Origin of the sequence: Pseudaminobacter salicylatoxidans (assembly GCF_003148475.1) — a bacterium.
Lineage (GTDB): Bacteria > Pseudomonadota > Alphaproteobacteria > Rhizobiales > Rhizobiaceae > Pseudaminobacter > Pseudaminobacter salicylatoxidans.
Map to the genome: position 1 here is coordinate 204,513 of NZ_QGGG01000009.1, position 19,075 is coordinate 223,587.

15 protein-coding genes are annotated in these 19,075 nt (G+C 61.0%); 14 read left to right on the plus strand and 1 reads right to left on the minus strand.

Annotation, left to right across the window (positions count from 1 at the left end):
* The first annotated feature begins 11 nt into the window (after nucleotides 1-11).
* The 4 genes from C7441_RS14165 to C7441_RS14180 all read left to right on the plus strand — a co-directional run bounded on the left by C7441_RS14165 (nucleotide 12) and on the right by C7441_RS14180 (nucleotide 5,077).
* Nucleotides 12-1,454, plus strand: coding sequence for an FAD-dependent oxidoreductase (locus C7441_RS14165; RefSeq protein WP_109613425.1), 1,443 nt, complete (start codon nucleotides 12-14; stop codon nucleotides 1,452-1,454).
* Between the two features lie 80 nt (nucleotides 1,455-1,534).
* Nucleotides 1,535-3,166: an FGGY-family carbohydrate kinase gene (locus C7441_RS14170; protein ID WP_109613426.1), complete on the plus strand. Its 1,632-nt coding sequence runs from the start codon at nucleotides 1,535-1,537 to the stop codon at nucleotides 3,164-3,166.
* Nucleotide 3,167: 1 nt separating this feature from the next.
* Complete coding sequence (locus C7441_RS14175; protein ID WP_109613427.1) at nucleotides 3,168-4,232, plus strand: ABC transporter ATP-binding protein; 1,065 nt, start codon at nucleotides 3,168-3,170, stop codon at nucleotides 4,230-4,232.
* A 116-nt stretch (nucleotides 4,233-4,348) separates the two neighbouring features.
* A complete protein-coding gene (locus tag C7441_RS14180) occupies nucleotides 4,349-5,077 on the plus strand; it encodes an SDR family oxidoreductase (RefSeq protein ID WP_109613428.1) in 729 nt (242 codons plus the stop codon).
* A gap of 228 nt (nucleotides 5,078-5,305) precedes the next feature.
* Here C7441_RS14180 and C7441_RS14185 read toward each other — a convergent pair whose 3' ends face one another.
* A complete protein-coding gene (locus tag C7441_RS14185; protein ID WP_244916155.1) occupies nucleotides 5,306-6,025 on the minus strand; it encodes a helix-turn-helix domain-containing protein in 720 nt (239 codons plus the stop codon).
* A 923-nt stretch (nucleotides 6,026-6,948) separates the two neighbouring features.
* Between C7441_RS14185 and C7441_RS14190 the strand changes: the two genes are divergently transcribed.
* The 10 genes from C7441_RS14190 (at nucleotide 6,949) to C7441_RS14235 (ending at nucleotide 18,739) form a co-directional block, all read left to right on the plus strand.
* On the plus strand, nucleotides 6,949-8,457 hold the full coding sequence (locus C7441_RS14190; protein WP_109613446.1) for an APC family permease: 1,509 nt from the start codon (nucleotides 6,949-6,951) through the stop codon (nucleotides 8,455-8,457).
* An 11-nt stretch (nucleotides 8,458-8,468) separates the two neighbouring features.
* On the plus strand, nucleotides 8,469-8,966 hold the full coding sequence (locus C7441_RS14195) for a universal stress protein (protein ID WP_109613430.1): 498 nt from the start codon (nucleotides 8,469-8,471) through the stop codon (nucleotides 8,964-8,966).
* Between the two features lie 130 nt (nucleotides 8,967-9,096).
* The gene (locus C7441_RS14200; protein WP_109613447.1) at nucleotides 9,097-9,993 is read left to right on the plus strand and encodes a class II glutamine amidotransferase; all 897 of its coding nucleotides are present in this window, start codon (nucleotides 9,097-9,099) and stop codon (nucleotides 9,991-9,993) included.
* Between the two features lie 4 nt (nucleotides 9,994-9,997).
* A complete protein-coding gene (locus C7441_RS14205; RefSeq protein ID WP_109613431.1) occupies nucleotides 9,998-10,735 on the plus strand; it encodes a GltB/FmdC/FwdC-like GXGXG domain-containing protein in 738 nt (245 codons plus the stop codon).
* A gap of 11 nt (nucleotides 10,736-10,746) precedes the next feature.
* On the plus strand, nucleotides 10,747-12,075 hold the full coding sequence (locus C7441_RS14210) for an FMN-binding glutamate synthase family protein (protein ID WP_109613432.1): 1,329 nt from the start codon (nucleotides 10,747-10,749) through the stop codon (nucleotides 12,073-12,075).
* A gap of 27 nt (nucleotides 12,076-12,102) precedes the next feature.
* Nucleotides 12,103-13,446: a type III glutamate--ammonia ligase gene (gene glnT, locus C7441_RS14215; protein WP_109613433.1), complete on the plus strand. Its 1,344-nt coding sequence runs from the start codon at nucleotides 12,103-12,105 to the stop codon at nucleotides 13,444-13,446.
* Between the two features lie 42 nt (nucleotides 13,447-13,488).
* Nucleotides 13,489-14,739, plus strand: a complete 1,251-nt coding sequence (locus C7441_RS14220) for a sarcosine oxidase subunit beta family protein (RefSeq protein ID WP_109613434.1) — start codon at nucleotides 13,489-13,491, stop codon at nucleotides 14,737-14,739.
* Between the two features lie 16 nt (nucleotides 14,740-14,755).
* A complete protein-coding gene (locus tag C7441_RS14225; RefSeq protein ID WP_109613435.1) occupies nucleotides 14,756-15,064 on the plus strand; it encodes a sarcosine oxidase subunit delta in 309 nt (102 codons plus the stop codon).
* Nucleotides 15,061-18,120, plus strand: coding sequence for a sarcosine oxidase subunit alpha family protein (locus tag C7441_RS14230; RefSeq protein WP_425326589.1), 3,060 nt, complete (start codon nucleotides 15,061-15,063; stop codon nucleotides 18,118-18,120). The genes C7441_RS14225 and C7441_RS14230 overlap by 4 nt, the downstream gene beginning before the upstream one ends.
* Complete coding sequence (locus C7441_RS14235) at nucleotides 18,113-18,739, plus strand: sarcosine oxidase subunit gamma (RefSeq protein ID WP_109613436.1); 627 nt, start codon at nucleotides 18,113-18,115, stop codon at nucleotides 18,737-18,739. The genes C7441_RS14230 and C7441_RS14235 overlap by 8 nt, the downstream gene beginning before the upstream one ends.
* Nucleotides 18,740-19,075 lie beyond the last annotated feature (336 nt).

The window sequence follows — 19,075 nt, forward strand, 5'->3', positions numbered from 1 at the left end:
GAAAACAGATCATGTCCACACCCGCGGTCCGCTCCATTGAAGAGCCTGCTCGCAAAATCCCGGTCTCGGCCGAGTATGATGTCCTCGTCGTTGGCGGCGGTCCTTCCGGTCTGACGGCAGCACTCGCGGCAGCGGAGGACGGGTTGCGTGTCGGCCTGATCGAAAGCCGCAGCTTCGTCGGCGGCAACATGACGATCGGCCTGCCGGTGCTCGGCTTTCTCGGTCAGAAGGGCAACCAGATCATTGACGGCCTGCCGCAGAAATTCATCGACCGTCTGCGCAATGAGCGCGACGGCGCCAGCGAACACCGGCCGTGCCCGCTGCACATGGGCATAACGCTGGTCGAGCCCGAAGCGGTGAAGACCGTCGCGCTGGAAATGCTGACTGACGCCGGCGTCGATGTGCTCTTCTACACGTTCTTTGCGGGCGCCATCGTGGAGAGCGACACGATTCGCGGCATCATCACCGAGAGTAAGAGCGGGCGCAGTGCGATCCTCGCCAAGGTGGTGATCGACTGCACCGGCGACGCCGATGTCGCCTACCAGGCCGGTGTGCCGACCGAGAAGGGCGACGGCAATGGCGGCATGCAGCCGCCGACGCTGATGTTCTGCCTGGGCGGCGTGGATACCGACAAGCTGCGCATGAGCATCGCCAATACACCGCGCGAGGCCCGTACCTACCTGACCGATTTCATTCCGGCCGAATATTTCGGCCAGAACCACCAGTTCATCGTGGTGGGCCTGCGCGAGCTGATGGCCAAGGCCAAGCAGGAACGCGGACTCGATATCCCCAATGAGCGCACCATCATCATCACCGGCCTGAAGAAGGGCGAGGTGTGGATCAACATGACGCGTGTGAAGGGCACCGACGGCACCGATGCACGCAGCCTCACCAATGGCGAGATCGAGGGGCGACGCCAGATCGATGACATCGTCACCTATCTGATCAATTACGTTCCCGGTTTCGAAACGGCCTACTTTACCAAGACCGCGCCTTTCCTCGGCATTCGCGAGACGCGCCGCATCGTGGGGCAATACGTACTCACGCAGGAAGACGTGCTGAGCTGTACTCATTTCGATGATGCGGTTGCGGTAGCGAGCTATCCGATCGACATCCACCGTCCCGGCGACGATGGCTGCACGCTGATCTGGTGCGGCGACTGCTACGACATTCCCTACCGTTCGCTTGTGCCCAACAAGGTCGGCAATCTTCTGGTTGCCGGCAGGAGCATTTCGGCCACGCATGAAGCCATGGGTGCCATCCGCGTCATGGCCACCTGCATGGCCATGGGCGAGGCGGCCGGACGTGCGGCCAAAATCTCCGTTCGCGGGAACAGGGCGCCTGCGGAGATCGATGTGCAGGAACTGCGTCGCCAGCAGCTCGAGCGCGGTGTCTATCTGCGTAATCCGGATGGAACGCGGGCATCAGCTCCGGATCACAAGGTCGTCGTCTGAGATGGCGTGCGGCCGGGCTGCACGCCTGCCGGGCCGCAGGCCGACGAGGACTATCGCGAGCTGAAACAGGAAAGATGGTTATGGCGTCTCGCTATTTCGTGGGGGTCGATGTCGGCACCGGCAGCGCCCGTGCCGGCATATTCGACCTGCACGGGAACATGGTGTCGACTGCCAGGCGCGACATCGCGCTCTTTCAGGACGGCGCCGATTTCGTGGAGCAGTCCAGCGATGACATCTGGCAGGCGGTTTGCGCGAGCGTGCGCGAGGCGGTTGCCACGGCCGGGGTGGATGCCGACGATATCGGTGGGCTGGGCTTCGACGCCACCTGTTCGCTTGTCGTGCTCGGGCCGGGCGGAGTGCCGCTTGCGGTCGGCAACCACGGCGACGGCACGCGCAACATCATCGTCTGGATGGATCACCGCGCGACCGATCAGGCATGCAGGATCAACGAGACGAAGCACCGCGTGCTCGACTATGTCGGCGGTGCGATCTCGCCCGAGATGGAAACGCCGAAACTATTGTGGCTGAAGGAAAACCTGCCGGCCACCTACGACGCTACGTGGCAGTTCTTTGACCTTACCGATTTCCTGACCTGGCGCGCCACGGGAAGCCTCGCGCGGTCGGTATGCACCGTAACCTGCAAATGGACTTACCTCGCCCACGAAGAGCGCTGGGACGAGAGCTATTTCCGGCAGGTCGGCCTGGGCGACCTCGCCGAGAATAACTTCACGCGGATTGGAACCGAGATAGTGCCGGCTGGTCAGGCACTGGGGCAGGGCCTGACCTCCGAGGCGGCTGCCGGCCTTGGCCTGAACGCCGGCATTGCCGTAGGGGCCGGGCTGATCGACGCGCACGCCGGCGGCCTCGGGTCCGTCGGTGCGCGCGGGGGCGCGGGCTCGGCCACAACGCGCATGGCCTATGTGTTCGGCACATCGGCCTGCACGATGGCCAGCAGTGCGCAGCCGGTTTTCATTCCCGGCGTATGGGGTCCCTACTATTCCGCGATGATACCCGGTCTGTGGCTGAGCGAAGGCGGGCAATCTGCGGCCGGTGCGGCGATAGACCAGCTCGTTTCCTTCCATCCGGTCGCCGCCGAGGCGCGGTCGAAAGCCGGGGAGCAGGGTCTCTCCCTGCCGTCATGGCTGGCCGAAGAAGCTGCCTCGCGTGCCGCCAATGCATCGGATGTGGCATATCTTGCCAACGAGTTGACGGTCGTGCCCGAGTTTCTCGGCAACCGGTCGCCCAAAGCCGACCCCGAGGCGCGGGCAGTGATTTCCGGCCTGGGCATGGAGCGCGACCTCGACAGCCTCGTCTCGCTTTACATCGCGGGGATACTGGGATTGGGCTACGGGCTACGCCAGATCATTTCCGCAAGCCGGGCGCAAGGTGCAGTCATCGACACGCTGGCGCTGAGTGGCGGCGCTGGCCGGCATCCGCTGATCCGCCAGCTTCTGGCGGACTGCACGGGCGTGCCGGTTCTGGTTTCGCGCCAGTCCGATCCCGTTCTGCTCGGCGCGGCCATGCTCGGGGCAACGGCGGCCGGTGCGTTCGAAAACCTTTCCGGCGCAATGGAAGCGATGTCCTCTGTCGGGGAGAGCTTCGAGCCGGCCGGCGGCAAGATCGCCGCCTTGCACGACAGGCGTTTCGCGGCATTCGAAGCCCTGCAGAAATCGGAAACATCAACTCGTCGCATCATGAACGGGGAGGAATGACATGGCAGGCTTGCGCCTCGCGAGTGTGCGGAAGAAATTCGGCGCCACCGACGTCATCAGGAACGTCGATCTCGATATCGCGGATGGCGAGTTCGTCGTCTTCGTCGGCCCGTCAGGATGTGGAAAATCGACCCTGCTGCGCATGATCGCGGGGCTGGAGGACATTACAGGCGGCGACCTTTTCATCGACGGCAGGCGCTGCAATGACATCGAGCCACGCGCGCGTGGCATCGCCATGGTGTTCCAGTCCTACGCGCTTTACCCGCATCTGACGGTCTATGAGAATATGAGCTTCGGGCTGACGCTCAACAGGACGCCCAAGTCCGAGATAGACACGCGCGTGCGCGAGGCTGCGCGTATCCTCAAGCTGGAGCACCTGCTCGACCGCAAGCCGAGCCAGCTTTCCGGCGGGCAACGGCAGCGCGTTGCCATCGGCCGCGCGATCATCCGCAAGCCCGCTGTGTTCCTGTTCGATGAGCCGCTTTCGAACCTCGACGCCGCATTGCGCATGGATATGCGCATGGAGATAGCGAAGCTGCACAAGGAACTCGGTGCGACGATGATCTACGTCACGCACGATCAGGTCGAGGCCATGACGCTGGCCGATAAGATCGTGGTGCTCGAAGGCGGTGTGGTGCAGCAGATCGGCGCACCGATCGAACTTTACAAGAAGCCGGCGAACAAATTCGTGGCCGGCTTCATCGGCTCGCCGAAAATGAACTTCCTCAATGTGAAGGTAACGGCGGTTTCGGGTTCGTCGGTTACGGTGGAATCGCCCACCGTCTCGCCGGTAACAGTCGAGGCGAAAGGCTTTTCCAGCGGAGATCGGGCAGTACTCGGCGTGCGGCCGCAATATCTGAGGCGCGACACCGATGCGACCGGGGGCAGCCGGGTAAAAGGAAATGTCTCGCTGGTCGAGCGCCTGGGGACGGAAACCATCGTCAGCTTCGAAACCATGTCGAATGAGCGCGCTTTGGCTGCCATCCCGCAGGACGAGGTGTTTGAAGCCGGCAGTGCGGTCGAGTTCGCGTTCGATCCGCAACTGTCGCATCTGTTTGCGGCCTGAAGTGCCGCGTGAGCACCGGATGTGACAGCCGGGTCCTTTCCCAGGGCCAGCGCCGGCTTTCCCACGTATCCGGTGCGGGACGCTTTCCACGCATATGCATTTGAAGAGGTAGATTAATGGCTCAGGATCTCGCCGGAAAAGTCGCGGCAATCACCGGCGCGGCATCGGGCATCGGACTCGAATGCGCGAAATCCCTGTTGAATGCGGGTGCGCGTGTCGTTCTCGTCGACCGTGCCGAAGAGGCACTGCGTGATGTCTGCGCGGACCTCGGCCCGAGCGCCATCCCGCTGGCGGTCGATCTCACCAATCCGCAAAGCGTTGCGACCATGATGCCTGGAATTCTCGAGGCGGCAGGGCAACTGGACATCTTCCATGCCAATGCCGGCTCCTATGTCGGTGGCGAAATCCTGAACGGCGATCCCGATGCATGGGATCGCATGCTGACCCTCAACATAAACGCCGTGTTTCGCAGCGTGCATGCGGTGCTGCCGCATATGGTCGGGCGCAAGACAGGCGACATCATCGTGACCAGTTCGATCGCGGGCGTGGTCCCGGTCGTGTGGGAGCCGATCTACACCGCGTCCAAGCACGCCGTGCAGGCCTTCGTCCATACTGTGCGCCGGCAGGTAGCCAAACATTCCATCCGTGTCGGCGCGGTACTGCCCGGCCCGGTCGTGACGGCCTTGATCAGCGATTGGCCCAGGGACAAGCTGGAAGCCGAGCTTGCAGCAGGCGGGTTGATCGAGCCGGTGGAGGTGGCCGAGGCGGTGCTGTTCATGCTGACGCGGCCGCGCAATGTCACCATCCGCGACCTCGTTATCCTGCCGCAGAGCAACGACCTTTGAGAATTGGTGTGGCGGAACGGGGTTCCTGTTCCCTTGCGCCATCACACGACCCGTGGCGGCGCAGGCCGTTGATCCGGCGCTCCGTACATCGATGGCCCTGCTCAAGGCGATTGTTCAGGTATTGGGCTTGTCCGGCCGTCACTGGAAGTTGTCGTAACGGTTGAAGTGGTCAAGCCCGGAAGAAACGCAAAAGCGCCGAGAGGCTGAGACTGGAGCTGCCCGGTAGCGTCAGTCGCGGTTGCTGGCTTGTGGATAGGAGATAATCGACAGATAACGGATGGGCAGACGCGTCAGTTCCTCTGGCCCGTGCGGCGCATCGGCGTCGAAGAAAAGGCTGTCACCCGGTGTCATGCGGTAGAGCTCATTGCCGTGCCGGTACACCACTTCACCTTCCAGCATGTAAAGAAATTCCATGCCGCCATGCTGGAAGGTCGGAAAGACATCGGACGCTTCAGACAGGGTGATGAGGTAAGGCTCGACCATGACACCTGCCGAATTCGAACCGACATGTCCGAGTAATGTGTATTGGTGGCCGGCGCGCGTGCCGCGGCGCTCAACATCGACACCCTGTCCGGCTTTGACGAAAACGGCGTTACGCTCTTCTTCAAAACGGCGGAAGAAGGACGTGAGCGGTGTGCCAAGTGCGCGCGAAAGCGACCGCAGGGTCGTCAGCGACGGCGAAGTGATGCCATTTTCGATCTTGGACAACATACCCAACGAGATGTTGGTGGCAGCGGCCAAATCTGCCACGGTAATGCCAAGCTTCTTCCGGAAGGCCCGTACCTCGTGGCCGATTGCGACTTCGAGTACGTTCTCCCGCTCATCGCGTACCGTATGCGGATCCTGGATGAGAGGTGATACGCGGTTCACCGGGCCCGCCCCTTTGCCGATGCGGGTGGGTTCCCCGTCCTCCTTCGCCAACTTTTCTGAATTTTTCATCCTTGCCATGCCCGCTCCCCCCATCGATTAACTTTCCTGAAGGTAAACATTTTGTCGGCATTTCACAACATCTGGTAGCGTCGCATTGAGGCGCAACGGAAACCGGCCGCGGCAGGTAGCGTTAGGATATGGAGCGGGCATCAGAGGTTCTGATAGGAAAACCAGGCGAAGGCTCGGCACACAGCTTCCACTTCGCCATGACGTTGAAGCGATTGATATGATTTAAAATGCGGAGTTTTTGAGCTGGGACCAAGAGATGACGGAAAGTTGCAGGCGCCTGGTCTCGGTGCCGCAGCGCTCCTGGACGATCTCGCCGGGAACAATCCATCCATGGTCCATGGTGCGCTCGACCGATGTTTCTTCCCGGTGATGGATATAGGAATTCCGTTCGGGCGCCAGCTGTCATCGGGAGAAACCTTGATCGCGTCTTCCGAGATGGGGCCGATCTAAACTGTCACCGGTCTCGGCTGGTTTGCGACCAACCGACACGGAACTCAGGACGGCGGCCATCTGAGCGCGGGTCGATGCCTCGGCAAACCATCGTGGCCTATCTCGCCATCGATCGCGAGGGACAGGTATTTCGTGGGGGATGGGGTGACTTTAGGGAAGCCGGGTTGACAACGGCCAGAGCCGATGATTTCATCCACATCAAACTTATTTGCCTGACAGTATATAATCATAAGCAAAGGCCGCCGTTGGCGGGGTCGAGCGGTGTGGGGACATCGCCGACCAAAGAGGGAGAGTTATCAGGTTCTTAGCTGTTGCTAGGGGCGACGATGGCGTTTGCCGGTCGCCTCCACATCCAGGTGTTCCAATCCGAATGGAGGAGATTCGAGTGATGGAGCAAATACCTGACTTTGCGTTTGCCGACCGCGTGGCGCCCATCGGGTGCTTTCGACCGTTTTGGACATGGATGAATGGAGGAGCATCCTATGAGTGATACGGCGACGATAGACGTACTTGAATACGAACAAGGCAATCTTCAGACCGGGACGAACTGGTGGGGGGCGTTCGTCATCGGTCTTGCCGGTACCATACTGGTAACGGGTGCTGCGCCTGCATTCCTGACGGTGTTCGGTGCTTCCTACATTCCCTTCATCACCTTCTTCACTTTGACGGGTGTGATATTGTGCCTCCTTCTGGCTGAATTGTCGGCCATGATGCCAGGGCGCACGGGCGGCTCGCCATCCTATGCCTATCCGGCTTACAAGGAGCGCTGGCCGCGACTGGCGCCGCATGTCAACGGCGTCACCGCCTGGATGTACTGGGTCGGTTGGATGCCGGTGGCTCCGCTGAACATGATACTGGCGTCGTTCTATATCACCCACCTGCTGGGGCTCGACGCCACGCACGGCATCACACCGGTCAGTACCTTCATCCCATGGTGGACGTTGGGCATCACCGCCGTGGGCCTGATGATCCTGGCGATCCCCGCCTATCTGGGTATCCGTTTCGGCACCTCGATGGCGACGATCCTGGCGGTGCTGTCGATGATTCCGCTGACATTTCTGTCTATCGGCTTCATCTTCAATCTCGAGACCGCAAATTGGAATGAACTGAGCGGCTTCCCGCATCTCGACGGCAGCGGGTTCTTCGACCCCGTTGGTGGGTACCCTGCCTGGATCATGTACATAGCCTACGCATTTCCGCTTCTGTGGACGGTCATCGCCTATGAGGCGGCGGCCTGCTATATCGGCGAGTGCAAGCATCCAGGGCGTGACGCCAAGATCGCGATGACACTCGAGGGCGGCTACGGCGTGTTCGTGTACACGATGCTGCCGATCTCTTTCGTGGTCGTGCTGGGTGCCAGCGCCATCTCCGATCCTGCGCTGGTCGATCCGAAGACCATGTTTGTCACATTTGCCAGCAACATCTTCCCCGGTGTGGCCGGTGCCGTGATGGAATGGCTGATGGCGATCATGCTCATCATCGCCCTGGTGCTGTCGGCGCTGAACTCGCTGATGGGCTGCTCGCGCTCGCTCTATCAGATGTCGCTCGACGGTCAGTTCCCGCGCTTCTACCAGCATCTGAACAAACACCATGTGCCGGACCGCGCCATGATGACCAATGTCGGCGCCAGCCTGCTGATCGCCTTCATGGGCGGTGCGATCGAGATCTATTCCTTCTCAAACGTGGGCTATCTGGGCTCGTTCGTTCCTGTGCTGATCGGCTATTACCTGCTTCGCAAAGATCGGCCCAATGTCTATCGGCCATTCCGGCTGCCTGAATATTTCAAGTACATCGCGCTTGCTCTGGCTGCTCTTTATTTCTTCGTATGGCTTTTTGGTGGAATTATCTATTCGTACATCGGCGGACAGGCGATCTACTACTTCCTCGGCGTTGCGGCCACTTTCATGTACCTGCCGCTCTACTGGTATCGGAAATGGGAGGATCGCAGGGACGGCGTGGTCCCGAGTGAGATGGCCATGATGGGCAACTAGGAGGACGGGCGATGTTTCGCAATCCTTTCCGGCGAAGGCCCTTGCGCGATGTTTCGCAGGAGACCCCGAAGGTTCTGATCGCTTCGGAGGGGCGGCGTTTCAGCGAGGACGCTATCCAGACGGCTGCGCGCCTCGCGCGCGGCCATGGCGGCAGCGTCCGTGTGCTGACTGTCGCCCGGCTGTGGGGGACCAGCTTCGGCCTTCCCAATCCCGGATTACGGCCGAGCAAGCGTGAGGTGGCCGAGCAGGAGGATAATGTCGGTTGGACCATCTCCAGGCTGGAGGCACTCGGCGTGGAGGCTGATGGTCATATCGTCGTTACGCGCACCCCCTCCAGAAGCATTCTTCGGGAGGCTGCGTGTCAAGGATGTACGGCGATTGTCATGGGCGCCGACCCCCGACGAAGCTGGCTAATGGCCTCGATGATGTGGAGCCAGGAGCCTTACCGGGTCAATCGGCGTGCCGGTATCCCGGTTCATCTGATCTGTCCTGCATTTTCCAGTTCGTAGAAACAATTGCAGCACCAGGCCGGCAGTTGGGAGATGACTTGTCTAGTATGAAAAAAAAATTCATGACAGTTGAATTTGAAAACAGAGCTTGCTACCGTGCCTGGGCAGGCTAGAGGAAGAGGTGAATACGATGTGTGGCATTGTTGGGCTGTTCCTGAAGGACAAATCGCTGGAGCCGCAATTGGGCTCGATGCTGTCGGAAATGCTGGTCTGTTTGACTGACCGGGGGCCCGACAGCGCCGGCATCGCGATCTATGGATCGCCTGAGAAGAACCGTGGTAAAATTACCATTCAGTCCCCGTCGCCGGAGCGTGATTTCGCTAATCTCGATCAGGAGGTTGCCGGCAAGATCGGCGCGCCTGTGGCCATGACAGTCAAGTCCACCCATGCGGTGCTCGAGATTCCGGCAGACAAAGTCGACACTTCGCGCGCCGCTATCGCCGAGTTGCGTCCGGATGCGCGCGTCATGGGTGCCGGAGAATCGATCGAGATTTACAAGGAGGTCGGTTTGCCGGGGGAGGTGGCCAAGCGCTTCGATCTGTCGAAGATGGCTGGCTCGCATGGCATCGGCCATACCCGTATGGCCACCGAGTCGGCTGTGACCACTATGGGAGCCCATCCCTTCTCGACCGGTCCTGACCAGTGCCTGGTGCACAATGGCTCGCTGTCCAACCACAACAATATCCGCCGCGAACTGAAGCGCGAGGGCATGACGTTCGAGACGGAGAACGACACTGAAGTGGCGGCCGCTTATCTGTCGCACAAGATCGCCGGCGGCATGGGGCTGGGCGAAGCACTTGAATCAAGCTTGAACGATCTCGACGGTTTTTTCACTTTCGTAGTGGGCACCAAGAACGGCTTCGGCGTCGTGCGCGACCCGATTGCCTGCAAGCCGGCCGTCATGGCCGAGACTGACCGCTATGTCGCGTTCGGGTCCGAGTATCGCGCTCTGGCCAACCTGCCGGGTATCGAGCAGGCTCGGGTGTGGGAGCCCGAACCGTCCACCGTCTATTTCTGGGAGCATTGAGACGATGCCTACATCCAATCTTGCCACCGTGCCCGTCGGCGTGCAGGCCGATGAAGCCCGGATCGTCGATCTGGCGGAAGTTACGCTGCGCGATCTCAATCGCGCGCTGCACGACCCTCGGGAAGTCGCGCGCGATTCTGCCTGGGAGGTTCTTAACCCCAAGGGTTGTCATGCTCTGGCTGTCGGGGTGGATGCTCCCATCACTGTCGATGTGCGCGGTAGCGTCGGTTACTACTGCGCCGGCATGAATCAGAGCGGCACGATCACTGTCCATGGCTCTGCCGGTCCGGGCGTCGCGGAGAACATGATGTCGGGAACGGTGATCGTGAAGGGCGATGCCTCACAATATGCCGGCGCAACCGGCCGAGGCGGACTGCTCGTTATCGAGGGCAACGCCTCTTCGCGATGCGGCATTTCCATGAAGGGCATCGACATCGTCGTGCGCGGTAATGTGGGGCACATGTCGGCCTTTATGGCGCAGTCGGGCAATCTGGTGATCCTTGGCGATGCCGGTGATGCGCTTGGCGATTCCATCTACGAGGCGCGCCTGTTCGTGCGTGGTCAGGTCAAGAGCCTGGGCGCCGACTGCATCGAAAAGGAGATGCGGCCCGAGCATATCGGGACCGTGCAAGATCTGCTGGACCGCGCCGGCATCGCGGATGTGAAACCGGAGGAATTCAAGCGCTACGGTTCGGCGCGCACCCTCTACAACTTCAACATCGATAACGCCGACGCGTATTGAGGGCCACCGAGATGACCTACCACAATCCACCGACCACTCCGCGCACATCGGCTACATTCGACGAATATAGCATGTCGGAAATCCGGCGCGCGGCTGCCACCGGCATCTATGACATCCGCGGTTCCGGCGCCAAGCGCAAGGTCCCGCATTTCGACGATCTGCTCTTTCTTGGCGCTTCGATCTCGCGCTATGCGCTGGAAGGCTATCGTGAGCGTTGCGATACGTCTGTCGTACTGGGCACCCGCTTCGCCAAGAAGCCCATCGAGTTGAAAATCCCCATCACGATCGCTGGCATGAGCTTCGGCTCGCTGTCCGGTCCGGCAAAGGAAGCGCTTGGCCGAGGCGCCACGCTTTCGGGAACGTCCACGACGACTGGCGACGGCGGCATGACCGAAGAAGAACGCGGTCATTCCGAAAAACTGGTCTATCAGGTTCTTCCCTCCCGCTATGGAATGAACCCGCGCGATCTTCGCCGCGCCGATGCCATCGAAGTTGTGGTCGGCCAGGGCGCCAAGCCCGGTGGCGGCGGTATGCTGCTGGGCCAAAAGATTTCCGATCGTGTTGCCGAGATGCGTACACTGCCCAAGGGTATCGATCAGCGCTCGGCCTGCCGTCATCCTGACTGGACCGGCCCGGACGATCTGGAGATCAAGATCCTGGAGATCCGTGAGATCACCGATTGGGAAAAGCCGATCTATGTAAAGGTCGGAGGTGCCCGCCCGTATTACGACACCGCGCTGGCCGTGAAGGCTGGTGCCGATGTGGTCGTGCTCGACGGTATGCAGGGCGGCACCGCCGCCACGCAGGAAGTGTTCATCGAGCATGTCGGCCAGCCGACGCTGGCCTGTATTCGTCCGGCGGTCAAGGCGCTGCAGGACTTGGGAATGCATCGCAAGGTGCAGCTCATCGTGTCGGGTGGCATCCGCAACGGCGCGGATGTGGCCAAGGCGTTGGCGCTCGGCGCTGACGCCGTTTCGATCGGCACAGCTGCTCTTATCGCGTTGGGTGACAACGATCCTCGTTGGGAGAGCGAGTATCAGATGCTCGGCACGAAGGCCGGTGCCTATGATGACTGGCATGAGGGCAAGGACCCTGCGGGCATCACCACGCAGGATCCGGAGTTGATGAAGCGGGTGGACCCGGTCGCCGCCGGCCGTCGGCTTGCCAACTACCTTAAGGTGATGACGCTGGAGGCGCAGACGATCGCCCGCGCCTGTGGCAAGAACCATGTGCATAACCTTGAGCCGGAGGATCTGTGCGCCTTGACGATCGAGGCGGCGGCTATGGCCGGTGTGCCACTGGCAGGAACGGATTGGGTGCCTGGCAAAAGCGCTTTTTGACAAGCCCGGATTGAGGAGGAGCAATTCATGGGTACCACTTTCTACGCAAAACAGGACGCTGCTGCACAAATCGATCTTGAAGCTTACGCGAGGGCGAGGAACGTAAAGTTCTTCATGATCACCTATACCGATGTACTCGGCTACCAGCGGGCCAAGCTGGTTCCGACCAGTGCCATCGCCGATATGCAGAAGGGAGGAGCCGGTTTTGCCGGCTTTGCCGGTGGCATGGACATGACACCGGCCAATTCCGACATGCTGGCCATTCCAGATCCCGCGTCGGTCACGCAATTGCCCTGGAAGCCGGAAGTCGCATGGTTGGCATCGGATTGCGCCATGGACGGTAAAAGCGTCGAGCAGGCGCCGCGCAATACGCTGAAACGGTTGATCGCCGAGGCTGCAGCGCAGGGCATCCGCGTCAAGACAGGTGTCGAGCCGGAATTCTTCCTGACCACGCCCGACGGCAAGATGGTTGCGGACGAGCATGATCGTCTGGCCAAGCCCTGCTATGATCAGCAGGCGCTCATGCGTCGTTACGACATCATCGCGGAAGCCAGCGATGCAATGGCGGAACTCGGGTGGGAGCCCTATCAGAACGACCATGAGGACGCGAACGGCCAGTTCGAGATGAACTGGCGTTTCGATGATGTTTTGCTAACGGCCGACCGCTATTCGTTTTTCAAGTTCATGATCAAGACGATCGCCGAGCGGCACGGTCTGAGGGCCACTTTCATGCCCAAACCGTTTCCCGGCCTTACCGGCAACGGTTGCCATGCGCATATCTCCGCCTGGGATCTGTCGGGCTCGACGAACATCTTCGCCGACGACAATGCGCCCGATGGTTTGTCGAAGCGTGGCATGCACTTCCTCGGCGGCATCATGAAGTATGCGCCGGCGATGACCGCGATCATCTGCCCGACGGTCAATTCCTACAAGCGCATCAACGCGCCCCGAACCGCCTCGGGTGCGACCTGGGCACCGAATGCGGTGACATGGACAGGTAACAACCGCAGCCACATGGTTCGCGTGCCTGGTCCCGGTCGGTTCGAACTGCGTCTGCCCGACGGCGCCGCCAATCCATATCTGATGCAGGCCGTCATCCTCGCTGCAGGTCTTGCCGGCTTGCGCGACGAATTGGATCCGGGCACGCGCAGCGACATCAACATGTATGAGGACGGGCACTCCATCAAGGATGCACCGCGACTGCCGCTCAACCTATTGGACGCGCTTCGCTTGCTTGACGGCAGCGAGGAGTTCAAGCAGCAGCTCGGTTCCGAACTGGTGGATGCCTTCGTCAGGATGAAGATGAAAGAGTGGAATTCCTACGTCTCGCACTTCACCGAGTGGGAACGCGATAACGCTCTCGACATCTGAGCCGGCGCACCGGATCGCCCGCAAATCCCCGGAGCATATACGATGAAATACTCGATCTTCTCCCTCGCCAAGGCTGCCATGTCCGGTCACCGGGGCTGGACGAGAGCCTGGCGCGATCCGGTGCCGAAGGACCGTTACGACGTGATTATCATAGGCGGTGGCGGCCATGGTCTGGCCACCGCCTATTTTCTCGCCAAGGAATATGGCATCCGCAATGTCGCGGTGCTGGAGAAGGGGTGGATCGGCTCCGGCAATGCCGGGCGCAACACCACCATTATCCGCTCCAACTACATGCTTCCCGGCAATGTCGGTTTCTACGAGCTGTCGATGAAGCTCTGGGAGCGGATGGAGCAGGACCTCAACTACAACACGATGGTGAGCCAGCGCGGCATCATCAATCTGTACCATTCCGATGCGCAGCGCGACGCCTTTGCGCGCCGGGGCAATTCCATGCGTATCAACGGCATCGACGCCGAACTGCTCGATGCCGAACAAATCCGCAAGGAACTGCCCTTCCTCAATTATTCCAACCCGCGGTTTCCCATCATGGGTGGCCTCATGCAAAGGCGTGGCGGAACCGCCCGCCACGACGCGGTGGTGTGGGGCTATGCGCGCGCCGCCAACGATCTGGGCGTCGATATCATCCAGAACTGCGAGGTCATCGGCTTTCAGCGAACCAACGGTCGCATCACCGGCGTAGAGACCACCCGTGGGAACATCGCCGCTGGTAAGGTCGGCATGGCTGTCGCCGGCTCCACCTCACGCGTGGCCGCGATGGCTGGATTGAAACTGCCCATCGAAAGTCATGTCCTGCAGGCCTTCGTCTCGGAGGCGATCAAACCTCTCATTCCGGGCGTGGTGACTTTCGGTGCCGGTCACTTCTACGTCAGCCAGTCCGATAAGGGCGGTCTGGTGTTCGGCGGTGATCTCGACGGCTACAATTCCTACGCCCAGCGCGGAAACATGCCCGTGATGGAGGACGTCTGCGAAGGCGGCATGGCCATCATGCCGATGCTCGGTCGTGTGCGCCTTTTGCGTCAGTGGGGCGGCATCATGGATATGTCGATGGATGGCACGCCCATCATCGACAGAACGCCGGTCGAGGGGCTCTATCTCAATGCCGGCTGGTGCTATGGCGGCTTCAAGGCAACGCCCGGCTCAGGGCTCGTCTTCGCCCATCTCATGGCGCGCGACGAGCCGCATCCCGAGGCGGCCCTCTTCCGGCTCGACCGGTTCCGGCGCGGCGCCATGATCGACGAGAAGGGCCAGGGCGCCCAGCCAAACCTTCACTGAAAACGGGATCGGTCCAATGCGCATTGCTTGTCCCTACTGCGGCGAACGCGAAGTCGGCGAATTCAGCTATCTCGGCGACGCTTCACCCAAACGCCCACATTATACCATCGACGACGGCACCGATCCTGTGGTGCTGGAGGAAGCTTTCAACGAGTATGTCTATCTGCGCGACAACGTAGCCGGTACCATGCGTGAATATTGGTATCACGGAGGCGGCTGCCGCTCCTGGCTGATAGCTGAGCGCAGCACGCTCACCCACGAATTCAAATCGGTGCAGGCTGCCCCTGGAGCGGGGGCGGCCAAGGTGACGCTGCAGGGAGAATGAGCATGTCGGGTTATACCGAATCCCAACCCTTCAGCAGGACGTCCGCGAAGGAAGAAGATGCAGGCCCGCGCGCAGTGGGCAATGCGCAGTCGCATCGGCTTCGTACTGGCGGCCTGATCGATCGCAAGGCGCCGCTGCGCTTTACTTTCGACGGTCAGGTAATGACCGGTTATGCCGGGGATACGCTGGCCTCGGCGCTGATCGCAAACGGCGTCAAGCTTGTTGCCCGTTCGTTCAAGTACCATCGCCCGCGCGGCATTATGACGGCCGGTTCCGAGGAACCGAGCGCATTGGTGGAGATGCGTTCCGCCGCTCGCCGCGAGCCGAACACGCGAGCGACCACGCAGGAGCTTTATCACGGCCTCGTGGCGAGCAGCCAGAATAGCTGGCCTTCGCTCCGGCGCGACTTCATGGCGATCAATTCGCTGCTGTCGCCGATTTTCGTGGCCGGGTTCTATTATAAGACCTTCATGTGGCCGGCAAAGTTCTGGGAAACGCTCTATGAGCCGCTGATCCGCCGCGCCGCTGGTCTGGGCAAGAGCGCGGGTCAGCCCGACCCGGACCATTATGACAAGGTCTGGGCGCATTGCGACGTACTGGTCGTCGGATCGGGTGCCGCCGGTCTGTCGGCTGCTCTCGCGGCTGGGCGCACGGGTGCTCGTGTCATCCTGGTGGAAGAGGACACGCGCCTTGGTGGTCGCTTGCTGAGTGACGGGGGCGAAATCGACGGCATGCTGGCCGGCGAATGGCTTCGTGAAACCTCGGCCGAACTCGAGGCGATGGGCAACGTTCGTATAATGACGCGCACGGCTCTGTTCGGTGTCTATGATGGCGGCACTTATGCTGCGCTGGAGCGTGTCAACGACCATGTTCCGGTTCCTGGATCGCATCAGGTACGCCAGCGTTTGTGGCGCATCGTCGCCAAGCGCAGCGTGGTTGCCGCAGGCGCCCTGGAGCGGCCGATTGTATTTCCGGGTAACGACCGTCCCGGCGTGATGATGGCTTCCGCCGTTCGCACGTATGTCAACCGCTTTGCAGCTATGCCGGGCCGGCAGATTGCGCTTTTTACCAACAATGATGATGGCTGGCGCACAGCGGAGGCGATCCAGGATGCCGGGGGCTCAGTCGCGGCAGTGGTGGACCCGCGTGGCCAGATTCCTGCCGCCTATCAGGCGATGGCGAAGGCTTCCGGGCTGCGTATGCTGTCCGGGGTCGTGTCCGATATCAAGGGCGGTGTGGACGGCGTTCGTGGCATCGTGGTCATTGGGAACGACGGTCGCAGCCAACGAATTTCGGCGGACTGCCTTGCAGTCTCCGGCGGTTGGAATCCGAATGTTGGGCTCTCGTGCTTTCATCGCGGTCGGCCGGTGTGGCATGAAGATATTGCCGCTTTCGTTCCAGGTGATTGCCCGGCCGGGATGACGATGGCAGGTGCGGCGAAGGGTGAGTTCTCGCTCGGCGAATGCCTGCGCGACGGTCATGCCGCAGGCGCCGCTGCCGCTGCGGATTGTGGCTATCACAAGAATGCCGGCACGTCGGCACAAGCGGGAGAGGAGGCCTATGCGATCTCGCCTCTGTGGCAGGTGAAGGGCAAGGGTAAGGCTTTTGTCGACTTCCAGCACGACGTCACCGCGTCCGATGTGACGCTGGCGCAGCGCGAAGGCTATGAGAGCGTCGAGCACCTGAAGCGCTACACAACGCTTGGCATGGCGACCGATCAGGGAAAGACGTCAAATATCAACGGCTTGGCAATTATGGCTGCCGCCAGCGGCCGCTCTATTCCCGAGACCGGTACCACCATTTACCGGCCGCCCTATGCACCGGTCGCGATCGGTGCCTTCGCAGGTCACAATCGCGACGAGAATTTCCATGCTTGGCGGCTCGCCCCGTCGCACCATTGGGCAGCGGCACGCGGTGCGGTGTTCGTCGACGTCGGTCTGTGGAAGCGAGCGCAGTGGTACCCGCAACCGGCTGAGAAAGACTGGCTGCAATCGGTCAGTCGCGAGGTCATGGCCGTACGCAACGGCGTTGGCTTTTGCGATGTCTCCACGCTCGGCAAGGTCGACGTGCGAGGCGCCGATGCCGGGGTTTTCCTTGATCGTGTCTACATCAACGCCTTTTCCTCGCTCGCCATCGGCAAGGCGCGCTACGGTTTGATGCTGCGCGAAGACGGTATAGTCATGGACGACGGCACCACATCGCGTCTGGCGGAAGACCATTATTTCCTGACGACGACGACTGCAAAGGCCGGCGTCGTCATGCAGCATCTGGAATTCTGCCGGCAGGTGCTGTGGCCGGAGCTCGACGTGCAGCTTTCGTCGGCCACCGATCAGTGGGCGCAGTTCTCCATCGCGGGGCCGAAGACACGCGATCTCCTGCAGGCGCTATGCGACCCAGCCGAAGACCTCAGCAACGAAGGCTTCCCATTCATGGGCGCTCGTGAGGTCAAGTTGCGCGGTGGCGTCACGGCCCGCCTGTTCCGAATCTCCTTCTCCGGCGAAATGGCCTTCGAAATTTCCGTGCCGGCACGCTACGGGAATGCCATGGCCGAGAACCTGATGATCGCCGGCAAGCCTTTCAGCGTCACGCCTTATGGCACAGAGGCGTTGAGCGTCATGCGCATCGAAAAGGGCCACGTCGCCGGCCCCGAACTCAACGGCACCACGACTGCGGACGACCTTGGTCTCGGCAAGATGATGTCCAGGAAGAAGGACTTTATCGGTCGTATCATGGCCGGGCGTGAGGCGCTGACCGCGCCAGATCGCCAGGTGGTCGTCGGTATCAAGCCGATTGACGTGCAGCGCCGCCTCCGTTCCGGTGCTCATGTGATCCCGAAGGAAGAGCTTCCTGGACCGGACACCGATGAAGGTTACGTGACCTCCGTGTGTTTCTCCCCGACGCATAACCAGTGGCTGGGCCTTGGACTGGTCAGGCGCGGACGCGAAAGATACGGCGAGGTGGTGCGTATCCATGATCCGCTGAGGAACGAGGATTACGAAGCTGAGATTTGCAGCCCGGTCTTCTACGATCCGGAGGGAGTGCGTCAACGTGGCTGATTTTTCTTGGGAACGTCAATCGCCCCTCGACAAGGCGCTGGTGGCCGGCGTCCACGGTGTCGACGGTCAGACGGGTGTAACGCTGACAGAGATCCGGAGCATCCTGTTGGTGCAGGTAATGGCCCGTCGCGGCAAGACGGCTGAAACCGCCAAGGCTGCGAGAAAGTTGTTCGGTGTCGAACCGCCAGCCGCACCAGGCGCAGCGTTCGGCAATGGCGCCACGCTGATATGGTCCGGGCCAGATCAGTTTCTGGTTTTTGCGCCATATGGCGACGGCAGCCAATTTGGGCGGATCACTGAAGCCTTCGCAGGCATTGCTTCGTTGTCGGATCAGTCGGATGGCCGCTCACTGCTGCGCATTTCCGGTTCGTGCGCGACGCAGGCCATGGCCAAGTTCACGTCGCTCGATCTGCATGACGACGTTTTTGCGGTAAACGCTGCGGCCACCACCTCCGTCGATCATACTGCGGTCAATATCTGGCGCGACGCTGACAGTACAGAAGGGCTACCAGTTTACAATCTCGCGGTATTTACCAGCTTCGCCGATAGCCTGTATCGTATGATCGCTGACTCTTCACTCGAGTACGGCTTGCGAGCGGCCTCGATCGAAGCCGCGTAGAGTTTCCGTCAGTCATGGCGCAAAGCCCTATTCAATCGAATGGGGCTGTATGGTCATCGATACAAATTTCGGACGAAGAGGAGATCCAGTTTTCGGCAAATTCCGAAGACTTCGGCCACAGCTGGGACTTCCGGGATCGCGGTGCATGGCAAAGCGATCGAACTGTGGGGAGTCCCGTAGGAAGAAAAAAAGGCTTGGCAGCATTGTGCCAAGCCTGAAGGGCGCGCTGGCTTGGGAGAAATGCGCCGCGTAGCGGCGGATTCGTCAGAACAGTCCTTCGATCTGTCCGTGTTGGTTGAGGAAGATCTTTTCGGATGATGGGACCTTCGGCAGTCC

Excerpts from the sequence above, each read along its gene's own strand:
- C7441_RS14165 (WP_109613425.1), top strand. The coding sequence starts at position 12 with ATGTCCACACCCGCGGTCCGCTCCATTGAAGAGCCTGCTCGCAAAATC.
- C7441_RS14170 (WP_109613426.1), top strand. The coding sequence starts at position 1,535 with ATGGCGTCTCGCTATTTCGTGGGGGTCGATGTCGGCACCGGCAGCGCC.
- C7441_RS14175 (WP_109613427.1), top strand. The coding sequence starts at position 3,168 with ATGGCAGGCTTGCGCCTCGCGAGTGTGCGGAAGAAATTCGGCGCCACC.
- C7441_RS14180 (WP_109613428.1), top strand. The coding sequence starts at position 4,349 with ATGGCTCAGGATCTCGCCGGAAAAGTCGCGGCAATCACCGGCGCGGCA.
- C7441_RS14185 (WP_244916155.1), bottom strand. The coding sequence starts at position 6,025 with ATGGCAAGGATGAAAAATTCAGAAAAGTTGGCGAAGGAGGACGGGGAA.
- C7441_RS14190 (WP_109613446.1), top strand. The coding sequence starts at position 6,949 with ATGAGTGATACGGCGACGATAGACGTACTTGAATACGAACAAGGCAAT.
- C7441_RS14195 (WP_109613430.1), top strand. The coding sequence starts at position 8,469 with ATGTTTCGCAATCCTTTCCGGCGAAGGCCCTTGCGCGATGTTTCGCAG.
- C7441_RS14200 (WP_109613447.1), top strand. The coding sequence starts at position 9,097 with ATGTGTGGCATTGTTGGGCTGTTCCTGAAGGACAAATCGCTGGAGCCG.
- C7441_RS14205 (WP_109613431.1), top strand. The coding sequence starts at position 9,998 with ATGCCTACATCCAATCTTGCCACCGTGCCCGTCGGCGTGCAGGCCGAT.
- C7441_RS14210 (WP_109613432.1), top strand. The coding sequence starts at position 10,747 with ATGACCTACCACAATCCACCGACCACTCCGCGCACATCGGCTACATTC.
- glnT (WP_109613433.1), top strand. The coding sequence starts at position 12,103 with ATGGGTACCACTTTCTACGCAAAACAGGACGCTGCTGCACAAATCGAT.
- C7441_RS14220 (WP_109613434.1), top strand. The coding sequence starts at position 13,489 with ATGAAATACTCGATCTTCTCCCTCGCCAAGGCTGCCATGTCCGGTCAC.
- C7441_RS14225 (WP_109613435.1), top strand. The coding sequence starts at position 14,756 with ATGCGCATTGCTTGTCCCTACTGCGGCGAACGCGAAGTCGGCGAATTC.
- C7441_RS14230 (WP_425326589.1), top strand. The coding sequence starts at position 15,061 with ATGAGCATGTCGGGTTATACCGAATCCCAACCCTTCAGCAGGACGTCC.